Origin of the sequence: Roseibacillus persicicus, from assembly GCF_014651675.1 — a bacterium.
Classification (GTDB): domain Bacteria; phylum Verrucomicrobiota; class Verrucomicrobiia; order Verrucomicrobiales; family Akkermansiaceae; genus Roseibacillus; species Roseibacillus persicicus.
Genome location: NZ_BMXI01000004.1, coordinates 102,601 through 121,275, shown reverse-complemented (window position 1 = coordinate 121,275; position 18,675 = coordinate 102,601). Strand labels below are relative to the sequence as shown.

19 protein-coding genes are annotated in these 18,675 nt (G+C 55.4%); 13 read left to right on the top strand and 6 right to left on the bottom strand.

From position 1 onward, the window contains the following. The first annotated feature begins 19 nt into the window (after positions 1-19). From IE099_RS06165 to IE099_RS06120, 10 genes are all read left to right on the top strand, one after another. Entirely contained in the window at positions 20-1,345 is a 1,326-nt protein-coding gene (locus tag IE099_RS06165; protein ID WP_189568358.1) for a type II secretion system F family protein, read from the top strand. A gap of 11 nt (positions 1,346-1,356) precedes the next feature. Continuing rightward, entirely contained in the window at positions 1,357-3,018 is a 1,662-nt protein-coding gene (locus IE099_RS06160) for a sulfatase family protein (RefSeq protein ID WP_268244904.1), read from the top strand. Between the two features lie 69 nt (positions 3,019-3,087). Beyond that, positions 3,088-3,570 (top strand): hypothetical protein, encoded by a 483-nt coding sequence (locus IE099_RS06155; protein ID WP_189568354.1) that lies wholly within the window; start codon positions 3,088-3,090, stop codon positions 3,568-3,570. A gap of 14 nt (positions 3,571-3,584) precedes the next feature. Beyond that, positions 3,585-4,631: a GNAT family N-acetyltransferase gene (locus IE099_RS06150; protein WP_189568352.1), complete on the top strand. Its 1,047-nt coding sequence runs from the start codon at positions 3,585-3,587 to the stop codon at positions 4,629-4,631. Between the two features lie 134 nt (positions 4,632-4,765). Then, the gene (locus tag IE099_RS06145; protein ID WP_189568350.1) at positions 4,766-5,962 is read left to right on the top strand and encodes an FtsW/RodA/SpoVE family cell cycle protein; all 1,197 of its coding nucleotides are present in this window, start codon (positions 4,766-4,768) and stop codon (positions 5,960-5,962) included. A gap of 86 nt (positions 5,963-6,048) precedes the next feature. Beyond that, positions 6,049-6,714, top strand: a complete 666-nt coding sequence (locus IE099_RS06140; RefSeq protein WP_189568349.1) for a paraquat-inducible protein A — start codon at positions 6,049-6,051, stop codon at positions 6,712-6,714. 17 nt (positions 6,715-6,731) lie between these two features. Next, entirely contained in the window at positions 6,732-7,331 is a 600-nt protein-coding gene (locus IE099_RS06135; RefSeq protein ID WP_229809413.1) for a paraquat-inducible protein A, read from the top strand. Between the two features lie 4 nt (positions 7,332-7,335). After that, positions 7,336-9,057: a PqiB family protein gene (locus IE099_RS06130; RefSeq protein WP_189568345.1), complete on the top strand. Its 1,722-nt coding sequence runs from the start codon at positions 7,336-7,338 to the stop codon at positions 9,055-9,057. Further along, positions 9,054-9,641: a PqiC family protein gene (locus IE099_RS06125; RefSeq protein ID WP_189568343.1), complete on the top strand. Its 588-nt coding sequence runs from the start codon at positions 9,054-9,056 to the stop codon at positions 9,639-9,641. The genes IE099_RS06130 and IE099_RS06125 overlap by 4 nt, the downstream gene beginning before the upstream one ends. 27 nt (positions 9,642-9,668) lie before the next feature. Next, positions 9,669-10,064 (top strand): lipoyl domain-containing protein, encoded by a 396-nt coding sequence (locus IE099_RS06120; RefSeq protein WP_189568341.1) that lies wholly within the window; start codon positions 9,669-9,671, stop codon positions 10,062-10,064. Here the strand turns inward: IE099_RS06120 and IE099_RS06115 are convergent. The 5 genes from IE099_RS06115 to IE099_RS06095 form a co-directional block, all read right to left on the bottom strand. Further along, complete coding sequence (locus IE099_RS06115; RefSeq protein WP_189568339.1) at positions 10,049-10,396, bottom strand: VOC family protein; 348 nt, start codon at positions 10,394-10,396, stop codon at positions 10,049-10,051. The two genes, IE099_RS06120 and IE099_RS06115, sit on opposite strands and share 16 nt — an antisense overlap. 3 nt (positions 10,397-10,399) lie before the next feature. Further along, complete coding sequence (gene hflC, locus IE099_RS06110; protein WP_189568337.1) at positions 10,400-11,503, bottom strand: protease modulator HflC; 1,104 nt, start codon at positions 11,501-11,503, stop codon at positions 10,400-10,402. A 1-nt stretch (position 11,504) separates the two neighbouring features. Then, positions 11,505-12,512: an FtsH protease activity modulator HflK gene (gene hflK / locus IE099_RS06105; RefSeq protein WP_229809412.1), complete on the bottom strand. Its 1,008-nt coding sequence runs from the start codon at positions 12,510-12,512 to the stop codon at positions 11,505-11,507. A gap of 65 nt (positions 12,513-12,577) precedes the next feature. Continuing rightward, positions 12,578-13,738, bottom strand: coding sequence for an aminotransferase class I/II-fold pyridoxal phosphate-dependent enzyme (locus IE099_RS06100; protein WP_189568335.1), 1,161 nt, complete (start codon positions 13,736-13,738; stop codon positions 12,578-12,580). 50 nt (positions 13,739-13,788) lie between these two features. After that, a complete protein-coding gene (locus IE099_RS06095; RefSeq protein ID WP_189568333.1) occupies positions 13,789-14,958 on the bottom strand; it encodes a class I SAM-dependent rRNA methyltransferase in 1,170 nt (389 codons plus the stop codon). 83 nt (positions 14,959-15,041) lie between these two features. Here IE099_RS06095 and trpD point away from each other — a divergent pair, with 83 nt between their 5' ends. Continuing rightward, entirely contained in the window at positions 15,042-16,076 is a 1,035-nt protein-coding gene (gene trpD / locus IE099_RS06090) for an anthranilate phosphoribosyltransferase (protein WP_189568323.1), read from the top strand. Between the two features lie 6 nt (positions 16,077-16,082). Here trpD and IE099_RS06085 read toward each other — a convergent pair whose 3' ends face one another. Further along, entirely contained in the window at positions 16,083-16,649 is a 567-nt protein-coding gene (locus tag IE099_RS06085) for a TPM domain-containing protein (RefSeq protein WP_189568321.1), read from the bottom strand. Between the two features lie 149 nt (positions 16,650-16,798). Between IE099_RS06085 and fabG the strand changes: the two genes are divergently transcribed. Continuing rightward, positions 16,799-17,545 (top strand): 3-oxoacyl-[acyl-carrier-protein] reductase, encoded by a 747-nt coding sequence (gene fabG, locus IE099_RS06080; RefSeq protein WP_189568318.1) that lies wholly within the window; start codon positions 16,799-16,801, stop codon positions 17,543-17,545. Further along, complete coding sequence (locus IE099_RS06075) at positions 17,545-18,027, top strand: SixA phosphatase family protein (protein WP_189568317.1); 483 nt, start codon at positions 17,545-17,547, stop codon at positions 18,025-18,027. Before fabG ends, IE099_RS06075 begins: the two co-directional genes overlap by 1 nt. Positions 18,028-18,675: the final 648 nt, after the last annotated feature.

The following is an 18,675-nucleotide window of genomic DNA, read 5'->3' as shown; positions in this document are numbered from 1 at the left end:
TTTTTCCTGAAAAAAGCTAATGGCAGTCTTCAATTACAAAGCCCTCGGGGCAGGCGGAGCGGTTGTGACCGGAGAATTAACGGCGGGCGACCGTGGCGAAGCTCTTCGACAGCTGGACAAAAAAGGTCTCCAGCCCGTCAAGGTCGCGGAGGCCAAGGTGGTCGCCAAGCCTGCCAAAACTGATAAGACCGCCGCCCGGCGCGCACCCCAGGTGAAGGCCAAGCCGGAAGGACTCGTCAAGGCATCGCCCAAGGTCAAAGCCAAGGATAAGGACACAAAAGAGGTGCCCGAGGGACCTCTCAAGATGAAGTCCAAAGAGGTAGTCTACTTTACGGAGGAATTGAGTGACATGCTGGCTGCCGGACTCCAATTGGAGCCGGCCTTGCGCGCAATGGAAGCACGTGAGGAAGAGGGCAACATCAAGGAAATTTCCCAGCGGATTCGGAATCTGGTGCGGGACGGAACGAGTTTCTCCCAAGCTCTGAAGCGAGTAAGCCCGAGCTTTGGTCCTTTGTATTGTTCGCTTGCGGCAGCCGGAGAGGCCAGTGGAGCTCTCGATACCATTCTGCGTCGACAGGCTCACTATCTGAAGACCATTCAAGAGCTCCGGGGCCGCATCACGCTGGCGCTGATTTATCCTGCTTTCTTGATTCTTTCCGGAATCGGGGTTTCGATCATCTTCGTCACCAAGCTCATCCCGCAACTGACCGGCCTCCTGAAAGGGACTCCCGGTTCAGAAATGCCGATTGGGGTCAGGGTCATGATTGGGGCCAGCGACTTTCTCCGCGCCTGGTGGATTGTCATTCTCTTGATCGTTCTCGCTGGTGCGATCTTCTTCAAGGCTTGGAAGGATGCCGAACGAAACAAGCCCGCTTGGGATCGTATCAAATTGAAGCTCCCTCTCTACGGCAATGTGATTCGGGGACGATTTTACGTTCAGTTTTTGGAAACGATGGCGAACTTGGTAGGCAATGGCCTGCCGCTTTTGCGCTCCTTGGAGCTCACCCGGGATGCGGCGCAGAACATTCATTTGCGGAGCAGTATGGATGAAATGATTGAGATGGTAGGGGACGGACGATCGCTTTCGTCGACCATGATTCGTTCTCAGATTTTCCCTCCTCTGCTCATCGATATGGTCGCGGTAGGTGAGCAAACGGGGAAAATTGACCTCGCGCTTCGTCGAGCGGCGGAACGCTACGACAAGGAGTTGGATGGAGCGCTGCAAAAGGTGATGGCCATGGTCATGCCGGCAGTGCTTTTGCTGATGGCATCCTTGGTTGGAACGATGGCTTATGCCATGATTTCTGCCATTTTTCAGACAATTAACAACCTCGGGGGGGCATAACCTAGGGTATGATGACCCGTTTTGCCCCGCTCCTACTGGGAGCGGCATCTTTGATATTGCCTGCCACAGCAGAGGAACAGCGCCCTAACATTCTTTTCATCATGTCCGATGATCACACCACCCAAGCGGTGGGGGCCTACGCGACTTTGCTGAAGGAACTCAATCCAACCCCTACCATCGATCGTCTCGCTGCTGAAGGCATCACTTTCGATAATGCGTTCTGCACCAACGCGATTTGCACCCCGAGCCGAGCTTGTATCATCACGGGGCAGTATCCGCACGTCAACGGCGTGACCGATCTCTTGGGGCGAATTGAACCGCCAAATCAGATGCTTCCGATCCAGATGAAGGGAGCAGGCTACCAGACCGCTATGATTGGCAAGTGGCATCTGAAAGTGGAGCCCAACTTCGATTACTACAAGGTCCTGCCCGGGCAGGGGAAATACCATGACCCTGAATTTCGGGTTCAAGGGGACAAGCCTTTCGGAAAAAATCTAATCACTCACGAAGGGGAACACTCCTCCGACGCCATCACGGATTCCACTCTCGCTTGGTTCAAGGAAAAGCGCGACCCGTCAAAGCCGTTCTTCGTTTGTCATCAATACAAGGCTCCCCATGACATGTTCGACAACGCGGAGTGCTATCAGGACTATTTGGCCGACGTGGAGATTCCCGAGCCCCCGACTCTCTACGACGTGCCCGACACCTTCGGATCCATTGCGACCCGGGGATATCAGGATGAACTCATGCCCCATATTGGCACTTCCATTGGCAGCCGGAACCCCCGGCGCTCCTATGCGGACGACTTGAGCCGTCTATATCCGGAGGAATTTCCCGCTGACTACGACTTCCAAAAAGAAAGCGAAGTTCGGAACACCAAGCTGGCCTACCAAACTTACCTCAAGAAATATCTCCGCTGCGTCAAGGGTGTGGACGACAATCTCGAGCGACTATTTGCCTATTTGAAGGCCGAGGGCATCTACGACAACACCCTCATTATCTACACTGGGGACCAGGGTTTTTGGCTGGGTGAGAACGATTATCAGGACAAGCGCTGGGCCTATGATCCCTCCATGCGGATGCCGCTGATCATCCGGTATCCCAAGTCTATTCCCGCAGGCCAGCGCAGTGACGCTCTGATTGAAAACGTCGATTTTCCAGCCCTTATGCTCGACTACGCGGGAGCTGAAATCCCCGAAAGCGTGCAAGGAAATTCCTTTCGTAAGATCTGTGAAACTGGCGAGGAACCTGCCGACTGGAGGCAAGCGGCCTACTACCGCTACTGGATGCACATGGCCCACCACGACAACCCGGGCGAAATGGCCATCCGAACCAAGACCCACAAGTTGGTCTACTTCTACGGAGTCAACTATGATGGCGGTTATGCGACCCCTCCGGCATGGGAACTCTACGATCTGGAGAACGATCCTGCCGAGCTCAACAATGTCTATGATGACCCCGCCTATGCCACTGTGCGGGATCAGTTGAAAAAGGACTTTGCCAAACTACGCGAGACTGTCGGCGATGACGGAAGCATTCACCCGAAATGCGAAGCAGTGGTTCAGGAGTTCTGGGATTATGACGAGGCCGACCGCAAAAAGGCGATTGAGATTTCCCACGAATACAAAGCTCGTCGTGAGGCAGAATTGCAGTCGCGCAAGAGCCGGAAGTGAGGGCTAGCTCGACAATTATTCCGAATCAGTTGTTGAGTCCGGAGGGCCACCAAGCTTACACAGAGTCAGATGTTTCAATCGAAAGACTTAAGCGAAGAGCAAATCAAGAAGCTGCGCCAATGGACCGCCGAGGGCGAGCAACTGGCGGACTTGCAGCGCAAGATGAAGGAGGAGTTTTCCCTCAACGTGACCTACATGGACATGCGCTTCGTCGTTCTCGACCTGGGTTTGGAGATTCAGAGCCAGGAAGAGCCCGAGCCCGACGAACCCGCTGAGCAGGCGGATGACAGTGCGGTCGCGCCAGAAGCACTTGGCGGAGGACCAGGCGAGGTATCGATCACGGTCGATAACATTGCGGTGCCGGGAGCCATGGTTTCCGGCGGCGTGAACTTTAGCGATGGCGAGCGGGGACGCTGGATGATTGATGAAATGGGCCGTCCTTCACTGGACCCCGATACCGCTGGCTATCAACCCACTCGGGATGACCTCGTCGCCTTCCAGAATGAGCTCCGCAAAGCGCTCTCGGAAGAAGGTCCGGGGCGGCCTTTCTAGCGGAAAGCAGAGTCATGAGAAGCGACGTTCGCGAGGTTCTGCAATATGTCCCACTCTTCGCCGGAAAGACCTTCGTGGTGGTTTTCGACGAGGGGCTCTTGCCAGAGTCGGCAGTTGCCGAGACTTTGCTCGATCTGATTTCTCTGCAGCGGATCGGAGTCCATCTCGTGGTCATCGTTGTCGGTGGAGACCTGTCCGACTTGGTCAATTGGGCGGTGGAGTCGGAATTCCGAGCTGAGCCAGTCGGACGGATTCTGGGAGAAGAGGGCTGTTCGGACGAATGCCGTGCCCTCCTGAAGCGTGGTCAGGCCGCTATGGTCGACGGTCGCGGAAGCCGGGTGCTGGCAACAGGAGTCGGACAATTGGCCAAGGACCTCTCGGCCGCCAAGTTAATGGTCCTGTTGAACGAATTTCCCAATATCGGAAAACGCCCGAGTGTTGCGGAGGCTTCGATTCGCCCCGGCGAAGAGCACGAATTACTCGTGATGGCCGCAGAGATTTGTCGCACCGGCGTTCCGCGGATTCACCTCCTCGACGGGCACTTACAGGGAGCGCTCACCGCTGAGATTTTTTCCAACGAGGGTGTCGGCACCATGGTTCACGCCGATAGCTATCGGGAGATCAGGCCCTTGCGAGAGGAGGATATTCCTGAACTGTTGGCGATGATGGGGCGATCTGTGCGGGCCTCTCATTTGGTGCCCCGGACCTACGAGCAAGTTGTCAGCCGACTGGGGGATTTTCTCCTCCTGACCGTGGATGACAACGTGGTGGGATGTGTCGCGGTTCACGGCTATCCCCAACACGAGATGGGGGAGTTGGCCTGCCTCTATGTTAAAGAAAGTCATGAAGGACGAGCCTACGGGGCCCAACTGGTCGAGGCTGCGGAACAAAAGGGGAAGGATGCGGGGATGAACGGTCTCTTCGCTCTCACCAATCGCGCTGCCAAATTCTTTGCTGCCAGAGGGTATGAGAAGAAAGAGATGAATCTCCTGCCTGATAGTCGCCGCCAACAGCTGGAGGCAAGCGGCAGGGGATCGGAAGTCTGGGCCAAGTGGTTCTAACTTTTTACCCGCGAAAGGCGGCCAATCACGAAAACGACCGCTTAAACGAAGATTGGTGATAGGAAGGAATTGTCGCTACAGCCACGGCCAAGCCTTGCGCCGCTCGAGGCGCGGGGTCACTTTTTCTTTCTCCTGTGACTCCACTCCTTCGAAAAATTCTCGGCCTCAACTGGGTGCTGGTGATCGTGATGTTCGGTCTCCTCGTCTTCGGGGTCTTTTCGATCGATAGCGCGGCGCGTCACCTCCCTGGGGGCGGGGAGCGGTTCGCGAACAATCAGAAAATGTTCATCCTGCTGGGGAGTGCGGTCTACTTTTGCACCGCTCTCATCGACTATCGATGGGTCAAGTGGCTGGCGATTCCGATGTATTTGGGGGGTGTCGGCTTGCAAGGGATGCTCATGGCTGGCATTTGGGAGGCTCCCGAACCAGCAGTTCACCAGCTGATGATTCCAGGCATTCCTTTCAGCTTTCAGCCCACCACCTTCGTGTTGGCAGCAGGGATTATTTTGATGGGGACTGCCTTCGACCGGCTGCCCCGCCTCCATCGCTTCTTTGCCGAACCAATCGTCAAACTGGCTCTGGTGGGGCTAATTTGTGGAGTTCCGTTTTTAATGGTGATCAAAAATGGCGATATGGGGTCAGCCATCGTCTTTCTTCCGGTCGCATTTGTCACCCTCCTGGTGGGCGGGGTGCCGTTTCGCTACCTGAGCGCTCTGATGCTGACAGGGGTTGGATTGCTCCCCATCATTTACTATCTCGTTCTTCCCGAAGTATCGGACCGGGCGACCGGGCGGATTGACCAATACCTCGAATTCTTAAAAGAGGGGAAAGTCGAGAAGTCTGCCGAAACCTATGCCTCCTACTACGTCTCACTGGCCGTCGGTCAGGCCGGATGGAAGGGAATGGGCTACAAGGCCAAGGCCGAACGAGGTTCCATCCACGACAAGCGCTACATCCCATGGACGACCGCGCACAACGACTACATCTTTGCGGTGATTGCCGAGGAGCAGGGATTCCGCGGCTCTTTGCTAATGCTGACTTCGTTTGCACTCTTGCTGATTCAGATGCTTTTCGTGGCCTTCTACAGTCGGGACTTTCTTGGCCAAGTCGTGTCCGCAGGGGTGGTTGCAATGTTCTTTGCCCACATTTTCGAAAGTGTAGGCATGTGCGTGCTCCTGATGCCAATTACCGGTATTCCGCTGCCATTGATCAGTTACTCGGGAACCTTTGTGCTGATCTGTATGTTTCTTCTAGGTCTCGTTCAGAGTGTCTGGGTGCATCGGAATGAGCTCAGTGGAATTGTCGACGGGCGTCAGGAGAGGCCTCACTGAGCAAGGAAGGACCATCGCCGGGCTCCCCGGGAGGTGGTCAAACATTGAATTTCCAATTCAGCCGTTCTGGCCTAATCTTTTAAACGATGCGAGAAGCAAGCAAGGGTTGGCCTCGGGCAAAGAGTGCGGCGTCGCATACCGCCTGCGGCTACTGCGACACCTTGCAGCGAATCATCCCCTTGAGCGAGGGGGATTCAGCCCATTGCCAGACCTGCGGAGGTGAGCTCTACGAAAACAGGCCCCACAGTTTGCAAAGGACGATCTCCTTCTCTTCTGCCGCTCTTTTCCTGATGGGGCTGATCATGATTTTTCCTTTTCTAAGCCTTGATAACAACGGGCTCAAAAGCACCATGACGGTCTGGGATGCCACCGAACAGTTGTGGATGGAGGGCAGCGAGATGGTAGCGATAGCGACCGCGCTATTCATCATTATCCTGCCACTTCTGCTCATCGCCTGCCTCATCTATGTGTGCTTTCCTCTCTTGTTCCAGCGCTATTGGCCGGGTGGAGTGATGGCCTTTCGGGCGGCCACCTTTTTACAAACCTGGGCCATGGTAGAGGTCTTTTTCTTGGGAACGATTGTGAGTTTGCTAAAGCTCGTAAAGCTGGCGGAAGTCAGTCTGGGGGTGGGCTTCTGGGCCTTTTCCCTCTTGGTTGTAATGTTGGCGGGGGCCTTGTCCAGTGTGGATCGGGTGGAGTTCTGGGACCGATTGGAAGCCGCACGCGAAGGTGGAAGGGAGAAGCCCGCATGAGCTCGCTCCCTACTGCGATGTCGAAGAATCTCGCGAGTTGCCACACTTGCAGTCGCGTGCAATCCGCGGAACTGCACCACTGTGAGCGTTGCGGAGCCCCCGTTCACCTGCGCAAGCCCGACAGCCTGCAGCGCTGTATCGCGCTCTCAATCGCATCTTTGATTGCTTATGTGCCCGCTAATGTCATGCCCATCATGATTGTCACCCAATTGGGGGCAGCTGAACCATCGACCATCCTGATGGGGGTCGCGACCTTCTGGGACATGCACGCCTACCCGGTTGCAATCACGATTTTCATCGCCAGCGTGATGATTCCAGGGCTGAAACTTGTCGCCCTTGGCATTCTCTGCGCTGCAGCGGCCGGGAAGTTGACGGTCGATCCCAAAAATGCAAATCGGATCTACTTTCTGACCGAACTGGTGGGCCGGTGGTCCATGGTGGACGTCTTTGTAGTGGCCATTCTCGTTGGTCTGGTCAAATTTGGTGGGATGATGAGCATCGAAGCTGGGCCTGCCGCAGTCGCATTTGCAATCATGGTAATCTTGACCATGTTTGCAGCCCATGCCTTTGATCCCAAACTGATCTGGGACCGGATTCGGGAAGAAAAGAAACACTAGATTAATGGCCAAATCAAAACAGACCCCAATCCAAGATGCTGCTCCATCCGATGAGCCACGCATCACTCCTGTCCGGCGCATCAGCTGGTTTTGGGCTTTGCCATTATTGGCACTGGTCCTTGGCCTTTGGTTGGTGAAAAGGCACTTCGACGACTTTGGCGAACTGGTTCAGGTTGATTTACCAAGCGCGGAAGGACTCTCGGTGGGCAAGACCGAAGTGCGATGCCGTGCGGTCAAAATTGGAGATTTGGAAAGCATCAGTCTGACCGAGAAGCTGGAGGTGAAACTGGGGCTGCGCATTAAGCCGCAGTATCTCCATCTGCTGCGGGAGGATTCCCAGTTCTGGGTGGTGAAGGCTCGCATTAGCGGCGGAAGCGTTTCCGGTTTGGGCACTGTTTTCAGTGGTGCTTATATCGAGCTCGACCCGGGAATCGGGGACCCGGGCAAACGACGCTTCGAAGGCTTGGAGAATCCGCCTCCCACTCCCAATTCCGTCCCGGGTCTCCGACTGGAACTCGTGACCGAGGATGCGGGCACCGTTGATGTGGGCAGCGGAGTATTCTTTAAAAACAACTTGGTCGGCAAGGTGGAGAGCCGGAACTTCGACCCTCGGCGCGAAGAGGTTCGCTTCGGTATCTTCATCGAAGATCGCTATCGGGATTTGGTCGGGACCAACACCATCTTTTGGGGGGCCAGCGGGCTCCAATTGCGGGTCGGCCCCGAAGGAGTGGACATTGAACTCCCTTCTCTGGAATCTCTTCTCAAAGGACGAGTCGGCTTTGGTGTCATCGAGGGGGAGACCGTAGGAGAAGAGGTGACCGACGGTTTTGTCTATCGTCTCTTTGGTGATGAAAAGGAAGCCCTCGCCAGCAGTTTCGAGTCCGAAGGAGAGTTTCTTTTGCTATTCGAGCAATCTGTTCGAGGGCTCAGTGAGGGTGCGCCGGTCGAATTCCGGGGCCTCAAGGTAGGGCGAGTGAGCGAAATTTCCTATACTCTGGTCAACGACTCGACCGAGTCCCAGACCCCCGTGCTGATTCAGCTCAACAAGCGACTGCTGGAGAAACACTTCCCGCCCGAACTCCTCGACGAAGGGGGTGGAGGCATTGAGGACGCATTGAAAAAAGGCCTCCGGGCCAGCCTCAAATCGGCAAACCTGCTGACCGGACAGCGCTACGTTGACATGGACTACTACCCCGAGGAGCAGTTCGTGGGAATGGAGGTTCTCGACAACTATTTGGTCCTTCCAACAGTCGAAACCGGCTTGGGTCAGCTCGAAGAGCGGGTGACGGCAGTCGTTGACAAGCTCAACGGAGTGCCGATTGAAAGTCTCGTGACGCAGCTCGAAGCCACTACTTTGGCCGCGCAGAACACCCTCCATATCATGAACGAAAAGTTGGAGAGCACCGGCCCGGTCATTGCGGAAAGCCAGGCTACCATGGCTGAGATGAAAGCCAGCCTGACCGCGCTGAATCGTATCCTCGAAGCCGAATCGACCAAAGCGATCCCCGACGACGTGCGGACTACGCTCGCTCAAATCAACAGCACTCTCAAGCCTCTCTCGGCGGAGGGTGCCTTCTACGGAGACATGCGGCGGACTCTCGACGAGCTGCGCTCTGCCACTCGTTCAATCGAGCGGCTCACCGAAACGATCAGCGATAAGCCGAATTCACTTCTTTTCGGGAAGCCGACATCCTCCGATAAAATTCCGCGCGCCAAACGACAATGATCTCTCCTTTTTCTTTTGCTACCCGCGGGCTTGTTCTCGTTGGACTGGTCCTGCTTTCTTCCTGCTCTTTTCTTTCGAAGGGACCTGGACGCTCCTATTATGTCCTCACTGCTGCGGGCCCCGCACCCACTCGCAGTGGGATTGGTATTGGAGTAGGCCCCGTCAACCTGGCACCCTTCTTAACCGAGCGGCCCAACTTGATTTTCCAGAGTTCACCCAATCGCTTGGAGTTTTCCGATGAACACCTCTGGGCGGGTGATTTGGAAGATGACTTTGCCCGCGTGCTGGCAACCAACTTGGGACGTCGGGTGGGCACCGCCAATGTGAAGATTTACCCTTGGCAGCGGGAGAGTGAGTTGAACTATCAAGTGACCATCGACGTCATTCGCTTCCAAGGCACACCTGATGGAGAAACGGTTCTGGAAGCCAATTGGCGAGCCTATCGATTGCCCGAGGGGAACCTGGTCATGAACCGCAACACCACGGTGACAGATGATCTTCTCAACGATGGATTCGAGGAATTGGCTGCTTCGCAGAGTCGCCTGGTGGACAAGCTGGCAGCCGCGATTGCCCAGTCACTCTAAAAGCATCCCAATGCCAAACCCCGAACGATGCCACGCGCCGAAATCGTTGTTCCCTTTTTTGGCGAAAATTCCAAGAAGGCTAAGCTCGTGCAGTGGCATGTGAAGGATGGGACTGCGGTAAGAATCGGTGAATCCCTCGCTACCCTCGAAACCAGAAAGGTCGTCACGGACTTAGAGTGTTATCAGGAAGGGATTCTTCATCATATCATTCGGGAAGGCGAACTGGTCGAGGTTGGGAGCTCGATAGGCTATCTCACAACTGACGAAGTGGAGGGAGAAGACGAGCGCTGCCAAGTCACACTTGAACTCACGACCGCAGAAATCGAGGCTCTCGATTCGGTTCGAGAGTCAACAAGCCGGGAAGAGTTTCTGCGGAAATGCCTACAGGAAAAGCTGGCGAAATCAGATCACTTGCGGGGCTGAGTCATCATAAACTCGTTGCCATCAGGATCGATACACATAGCCAGGTGCAGCGGGTCTTCGGGGGTGTCGTGAGGTTCGCTGGCAAGGGCACCTCCGTGCGCCTTGAGTTCTTCAATTGCTGAACGAAGGTCTTCAACCTGAAAGGACAGCCCAGTCCAAGTCCGCTTGCCCTCGCCGCCGCCATGAATCCCAATGATCCCGTTCGCAACTTGAACCTCGGACCAGACTTCTGACTCCATGGTGACGATGCCGTTGAAAAGATCGCGATAGAATGCGACCGCACGCTGCCAATCAGCAGCCCAGAGAGTGTATTTTGTTTTAAGAACAGTCATTTGTTAGTTTGTGAATTCGCTTGCGGTGGGAAGCTGAAGCTCCTCGGCATCGGGAACGGCTTCTAGCGCTGGTTCGGGCTGGGCTGCGGGTTCGACTTGAGGCTGGACCGCAGGAGCTTCCCCAGCAGGCTGCACGGCGGGTTCGCGCTCCTGACGCTGGTGCCCTTTCAACATGCGAAAGAGGTCGCTGTCAGTTGTGAGAATGAGGGAGGTGTCAGCCCCAAGGATGTCCTGATACGCTTCCAGGGTCTTGGTGAATCGGTAGAACTCTTCTCTCTCTTTGGTGCCGCCATAGGCTTCGGCATAGATGCGGGTGGATTCCGCATCCGCCCGCCCCAACTCGGCTTGCACCTTTTTATAGGCCTCGGACTCGATGGTCTTCACCTCCTTTTCCATATTTCCCTTAATCCGAGCGGCCTCACCAGCTCCTTCCGAGCGGAAGCGTTCTGCGATTTGCTGCCGTTCGGATATCATACGTTCAAAGATTCGGGACTCTACCTCACGGGTGTAATTGATGCGCTTGAAGCGAACATCCAAGAGTCTGATGCCAAAGTCTTCCAACTTTCCTTTCGCTGCCGCATGGACCTCTTTTTCAATGGCACTACGGCCAATTCGAATGGGCTCCAAGCTTCCTTGCTCGCCCAAGATTTCGCCGATGTCTTCGGGTTGCTGGGGCTGACGGTCTTTGGTTGTGCGAATAATCTCAATCAGGTCGTGCTTGGCGACCATGTTGCGGGTCTCACTTCCAAGAATATCGTCGAGGCGAGAGAGGGCCGTGCGTGGATCACGCAGTTTCTCAAAGAACTCCAGAGGGTCCTCAATCTCCCAACGGGCAAAGGTGTCGACCTTGATATAAAGTTTGTCGCGGGTTGGCATCTGGGTGCTTTGACCATCCCATTCGAGGACCCGCTTCTCCATTTGATTGGCAACTTGGATGAAAGGGAGTTTGAATTTCAATCCGGGCTCCACGATGGGATTGCCCACAGGTTTGCCGAATTGGGTAAGAATGACCTGACTATCTTCACGGACCGTAAAGATGGAGCCGGTGACGACCAGGAGAACGAGAACAATAATGAGGCCGGCGAGGGCGTAGATTCCTTTTTTCATATTACTGGCGTGCTTTCAGTTGAGTGCTTTCACCATTGAGATGAAGGAGGGGGAGAGGGGAGTTGGAGGCATCGCCGTCCATGATGATTTTGCTCTTAATGCCGGGCAATACTTCTTGCATCCGCTCCAGATAGAGGCGCTCCCGCGTTACGTCGGGGGCTCGTTGATAGGCTTCGAAGAGGGCGAGAAAGCGCTCGGCGTCACCGGTGGCCTCATTGATTCGCTGGGTGGCCTGACCTTCCGCTTCCGCGATCTTTTGGTCGGCGACACCACTGGTGCGTGGGACCTTTTTGTTATACTCGCCCTTGGCAATATTCACCATCTGATCCCGTTCCTGCTGAGCCTCGTTCACTTCGTTAAAGGACGCTTGGACTGCGCGGGGAGGGTTGATGTTTTTCAGTTGAACCTGGTTGATGCCAAAGCCGAGGCCGTAGGCGTCGGCCAAAGCCTGTAATTTCTCCAAGGCCTCGATCTCGATTCCTTGGCGACCGATCGTGATGACTTCGTCCACCGTGCGGTCACCCACCACCTCGCGCATTACAGACTCGGATGCATCCCGGAGCGTCATCTCGGGGTTGCGAACTTTGAAAAGGTATTCCCGCGCATCGTCGATGCGATACTGCACCACCCACTCGACCAGAGCAGCATTACGGTCGCCCGTGATCATCGACATTTCCTCCTCTTGAATCGCGCGGGGAGCGAACTGATACTCATTGGTTGCTCCCGCGGTTCCAAATCCGAATTCCATCTTGAGCTGGCGCCGAACGGGTACGACGTAGGTCTGATCGATACCAAAGGGCAGCTTGAAATGAAGACCCCGGTCCACAATTCCATGGAATTTTCCGAACCGGAGAATCACCGCATTGGAGTTGGCTGGGACCGTATAAATGGATGAAAAGATGGCGATAATCCCTAAGAGAATAATGGCCACGGGAATAAACCCGAAGCGGGCAATTTTGCTTAAGAGCTCAGAAGCTGAACCCGGATTGATGTCGACGACGTTCTTCACGATGTCCCAGAATCCGCTCTTATCATCTTTTCGCAATGAGAATTGCTGTCGGATTTTGCAATCCGCTAGCTAAAAGCCTTCAAAGCCGCTGCCAGCGAAGAAATCTCTTCGGCCGAATGGGCCGCGCTAAGGGTGATTCTCAAGCGGGCCGTGTTTCGAGGCACGGTCGGAAAGCGAATCGCTGGCACAAGCAATCCCTGCCCACGAAGGCGATGGGAAACCGAAAGAGCCAATTCATTATCGCCTAAGATGTGAGGAATGATGGGAGTGGCAGGCAATTTTCCAGCGAGACCAGCCTCTGAAGTCAGCAGCGCGATACGATTTCTCAAGTCCTCTCGAAGTTTCTGACCGTGAGAAGAACAGATCAAGTCGAGACCCGCCTGAGACGCTGCCACTTGAGCCGGAGGCGGAGCCGTGGAGTAGATGAAGGAACGAGCCTTGTTGGTCAAAAGGTCAATCCAGTCCTGACTTGCGGCGAGATAACCTCCCGCGGAACCAGCTGCCTTTCCAAGCGTTCCCATCTGAAAGTCGACCTGTTTTTGCAAACCCAGTTCTTCAGCCAACCCCAGTCCGCGAGGGCCGAGGACTCCCAAAGCGTGGGCTTCATCGAGAAGGAGAAGCGCTTCATATTGATTCTTCAATGCGACAATCTCCGCCAAGGGACAGGTATCGCCATCCATTGAGAAGACGGACTCGGTGACTACTAGAATTCTCGTAGTTGACCCTGACTTCTCCCGTGTATTTCTTAAGATGGCAGCCAGTCTCTCAGTCTGATTGTGGGGAAAGACGCGGATCGTTGCTCCGGAAAGTCGTGCGGCATCAATGAGAGAGGCGTGACAAAGCTTGTCGAGGATTACGGTGTCTCCTTTGGAAACCAAGGCCGTAATCGTGCCCAAAGCGGTGCTGTAACCGTTGGCAAATAACCTGGCGTCATCAGTCTCCTTGAGAACAGCAATGCGCTGCTCCAACTCGCGATGATAGCGGAAAGTGCCACAGACCAATCGCGATGCGGTTGCCCCTGTCCCGTGCTCGCGAGTGGCTTCGATGGCGGCGGACTTGAGGGCGGGGTGTTGAGATAGCCCCAGATAGTCGTTGGAGGAAAAATTAAGCAGCCTCCGCTCCCCAACCGTCACCCACGGAACCTCGCCTCCCTCGATCTGAGCTAGCGAGCGAAGCAGGTTTTGCTCCTGGAGCTGGGCCAATTCTTGAGCTGGAGAACGCATCATCTGGGACGGACAGCAAAGTTGCGAGCGGGCTGCCTCTCGCTTATCATTGTCTAGAAGCTCGCCACGAGCTCAAAGGTGAAGCCCTTGAGATACTCCGTCTCCGGAAGGTGGGCCAAGACCGGGTGATCCGCTCGCTGCGAATGGGATTCCACGAGACGCAGAGTCTTCTTGGCGTCGTTGGCGGCAGAGCGCACGGAGTCCAGAAAGAGCTCGCGGGTGGCGTGGTGCGAACAGCAGAAGGTGGCAAGCCGACCGCCGGTGTTTAACAGTCGGATGGCGCGAAGGTGAATCTCCTTGTAGCCCTTCATCGCAGCATTGACGGTCTTTTTGTTGCGGGTGAAAGAGGGGGGATCGAGGATGATAAGGTCATACTTCTCACCCTTCTTCTCGCGATGGCGCAGGTTATCGAAGGCGTTCGCGGTCTCGAGATTGAGGGTTAGACCATTCAACTCGGCATTGCGGGCTGCCGCCTCGGTCGCTTTCTCCGAGATGTCGACCGCAGTGACAGACTCCGCGCCAGCTTGGGCGCAGGCGAGACCGAAGCCACCCTGATTGCAGAACATATCCAGAACCTTGGCCCCTTTTGCGAAGCGAGCCACAGCTGGATAGGCGTTGGTGATATCGAGATACAAACCCGTCTTCTGAGCATTGGCCAAATCGAGTTCAAATTTGATGCCGTTGACAATCACCTCAAATGGACCGGGGTCATCACCCAGCAAAATAGCGGTTTCGGACTCGAGCCCTTCTGCTGTTCGCATGGGGGTGTCGTTGCGGAGAATGATGGAGCGAGGCGCAAAGACCTTTTCAATCGCTTCCACGAGAAGGTCCTTTCTCAAGTCAAAAGCCAAGGTAGTGGTCTGCAAAACAAAGACGTCGTCAAAGCGATCCAAAATCACTCCCGGAAGACCGTCGGACTCCGACCAAATCAGACGGCAGACGCTTTCATCAATGCCGATGCCCTCGCGAACCTTGCGTGCCCGCTCAAGTCGACGAACCAAAAAATCGGCATCAATTTTTTGCGCCCGGTGGGAGATGCGACGAGCGACGATCTGGGACGCCGGGTTGTAGATGGCCGCGCCCATGGGACGATCCTTGAAGTCCTTCAGGGTAATCACGTCGCCGGGTTCGGGTTCGCCGAAGGTCTTTTGAATTTCCGATGCGTAGATCCAATCGTGTCCCTGAAAGATTCGAGACCGGGGTTTGATGATAATGCCGCCCATGTGACCCGCTTAGTAGAATCTTCCGAAAGAAGTCGCAAGAAATGTTTGGAGCACGGGGTCAAAGGTCTGATAGGGTCGACCACATGGACACACTGATTTCAGAGGTAGAGAAGGGGCAGGACTTGGATGAGAGGCATGTGGAGGCATCGGTGGACTTTCTTTTGGACGAAGGGGCGGATGATGAGAAGAAGGCTCATTTCTTGAAAGCCCTGGCGGCAAAGGGAGAGACTCCGGCGGAGATTGCGGCATTTGTGGAAGCCTTCTTGGAGCGCTCCATTCCGGTGGAATTGCCCCCCGAGGAACTGGATGGCCCGACGATTGATGTCTGTGGCACGGGTGGGGACGGACTCAATCTCTTCAACGTTTCGACCACCAGCATGTTCGTGATAGCGGCAGGTGGCGGGGTGGTGGTCAAGCATGGCAACCGTGGAGTCACCTCGAAGAGCGGCGGCGCGGATGTCCTCGAGGCCTTGGGGGTGGATATCGAGCAGGGCCCCGAGGAATTTCGCCAGACGGTTCGTCGTGCTGGAGTTGGCTTTCTCTATGCACGCAAATACCATCCAGCCTTCAAGGCAGTGGCTCCAGTGCGAGCGCAATTGGCCCAGGAAGGAGTGAAGACTTTGTTCAACTTGCTTGGTCCCTTGCTCAATCCTTGCCGACCACAATGCCAACTCGTGGGTGTGACCCAGCGCGGGATGGCTCCGACCTTTGCCGAAATCCTGCAGCGCTTGGAGCGCGAATCGGTGTGGGCCGTTCATGGCACAACCGCAGATGGCCGGGGTGTTGACGAGGTCAGCCTGATGGGACCAACGCGAATTTGCAAAAGTGGTTCCCTGCAAGACCACGAAGACGAAGAAGTCTCACCTGCAGACTTTGGACTCGAAGTGGCAAGCTTGGAGGATCTGGTTGGCGGAGACGCAAAAGAGAATGCCCAGATCCTGATCAATATTCTAGGCGGAGAAGAGAAAGGCCCCCGCCGGGACATGGTGCTCTTGAACGCCGGGGCCGGCTTGGCTTGTGTCGGCTTGGCCGATGATCTGGGAGATGGAATCGAAATCGCGAGAGGGCTGATTGCCAGTGGCGAAGCGATGGATCGCTTGGAGGCGATGCGCGGATAACGAGACTTAAAAGCTTGTTCCCGGGGAGGCCGCAACTGAGGCCATCCCACTCAGGCCCAGCGCTTTGTGGGCTTGAATCGAGGCTTGCTGGAGTAGGGGATGAAGCCCACGGATGACGACCTGCAGGGCTTCGGCCAGTTTCCCTTGCCCCAACAGTGGGCGGGCGGTCTCCAGCAGCTCGACGATCTCCTCCTTTTTCAGAAAAGGCTCCAGTCCGTAGCCCACCATCAGCGCGACACGTTGCTGGTGGGGATCGACGCCAATCAGGATATCCTGATTCTTTTCCTGCTGAGACTCGCTCGGAGACAATCCCGCGGTGTTGAAAAGCCAAAATAGATGGGTCGCGAGATTGTATTCGGGCTCGAACGAACGCACCACAATGTTCAGGCGTGAAGCCGGATGAATCTTCTCGAACCGAGTCATGGCACCTTCCAAGGCCCGGCGTTCCCGACCGGAAAGAGTCTCGGTGGTGTCGGTCAGGCCGCGATTCAGCAAAGGCACCGGCCCAAGCAGGGAAGCTGCGCCCTCAATCGTCAGACTACACGATTGGCAAGAGAGCGCGTCTTCGGTCACAGGCTTCTGGCAATAGGGACAAGACAACATGGGCGAGATGCGAGCTTAGGAATAGTCTCCCACTTTGGCGAGTCCCGGATCTGTCGCCCACTTTGTTCGCTCCTGACTTTGGAGTTGGCAGACGGGCTTGTCTCGGGTGCAATCCCGCGATGGCAAAATTTCAAGATCAAGTGGTAGTAGTCAGCGGTGCGGGACGGGGAATCGGCTTGGAGATGGCAAAATCATTCGCAGCCGAGGGGGCTAAAGTCGCAGTCATTTCCAGAAACGAAAGCAGCTGCGGGGCCGCCGTCAACGCGATCAATGCGGAGTATCCCGGCGTTTCCCGCGCCTATGCGGTCGACGTTTCCGACGGCGCTGCGGTTGAAGAAATGGCAAAAACCGTTATCGCTGACTTCGGAAAAGTCGACATCTTGATCAACAATGCAGGGGTCACGAGAGATGGTCTCCTCATGCGGATGAAGGAGGAGGACTGGGACGTGGTTCTCGATACAAACCTGAAGGGAGCCTTCAGTATGACCAAAGCCTTTCAGCGCCCATTGATGAAGTCCGGAAATGGCCGTATCATCAACGTAAGCTCCGTGATTGGATTGATAGGAAATGCCGGACAAGCGAACTATGCCGCAAGCAAGGCTGGTCTCATCGGCTTCACCAAGTCCGTTGCCCGCGAACTGGCAGGCAAAAAGGTGACCTGCAATGCGATTGCTCCCGGCTTCATCGCCACTGATATGACCGATGCTCTCGACGAGAAGATCATCGATGCAATTCTGGGTAAGATTCCGCTCAAGGAACTTGGAAATGTCGGTGACGTTACTGCTTTGGCTCTTTTCCTGGCAAGCCCCGAGGCCCGATACATCACCGGTCAGGTGATTGCTACCGATGGTGGAATGACGATGTGATGGAAGTCATTCTGGTTAGACACGGAAAGGCTCACGAGGTAACCCCCGGAGAAAAAGATCACGACCGAAGTCTAACAGACAAGGGGTGGAAGCAATCTCGTGCAGTTGGCAAGTTGCTCAAGAAAATGGACCTGATTCCTGATCTCGTCTTCACGAGCCCTCGCGTCCGTGCGCTTGAAACAGCCGAGGGGGTGGTGACTGCCTCTGGCGCGGAAGGGGAGCCAGTGGTCCAAGATTGGTTGGACTTCGATCTCCGGCCAGCAAATGTGATGGCAGAACTGGGCGCCTTGCCTGATGAGATCACGCGTGTCGTTCTCGTCGGACACGAACCTACATTCTCGGGAATGGTATCGTGGCTTTTAGGTGCGGAGACTGGTTATTGCGAGGTCAAGAAAGCCGCGCTCGTGCATTTCAGTATGGCGCCCCCGACCCGCCACGGAGTTGTATTGAAGATGCTCGTGCCTCCAAAAGTCCTAATTTAGAAAATAGAGCAGGGGTATTCCTGTCCTTGGGACGGTTCGTCTGAACCGAATCCGTCCTCACGAAAGCTCTGACAACCGGAGGCTCTGTTCATGGACAGGAATATCCATGCTCCGGTAGGGGCCCTTTGATGAAGGGACCGAGAGAGTTCACCGTTCTTCGAAAGGCTCCCTCGCGGACGATGGCCGAAGGCCTGGAGACCTTCCCCAAACATTCGCGGCTGTTTGATCAAAACAGCCCTACCAACGGAGCAAGGACATTTCTGTCCTTGGGACGAACCGTCCATACCGAATCCGTCCCCACGAGAACTCTGGCAACCGGAAGCTCTGTTCATGGACAAGAATGTCCATGCTCCGGTAGGGGCCCTTTGATAGAGGGACCACGAGAGTTCAGCGTTTTTCGAAAGGCTCTTTCGCGGACGATGGCCGAAGGCTTGGAGACCTTCCCGAAACATTCGCGGCTGTTTTATCAAAACAGCCCTACCAACGGAGCAAGGACATTTCTGTCCTTGGGACGGTTCATCTGAACCGAAGTCGTTCTCACGAAAGCTCTGCCAACCTGAGGCTCTGTTCATGGACAGGAATGTCCATGCTCCGGTAGGATCCCTTTGATAGAGGGACCACGAGAGTTCAGCGTTTTTCGAAAGGCTC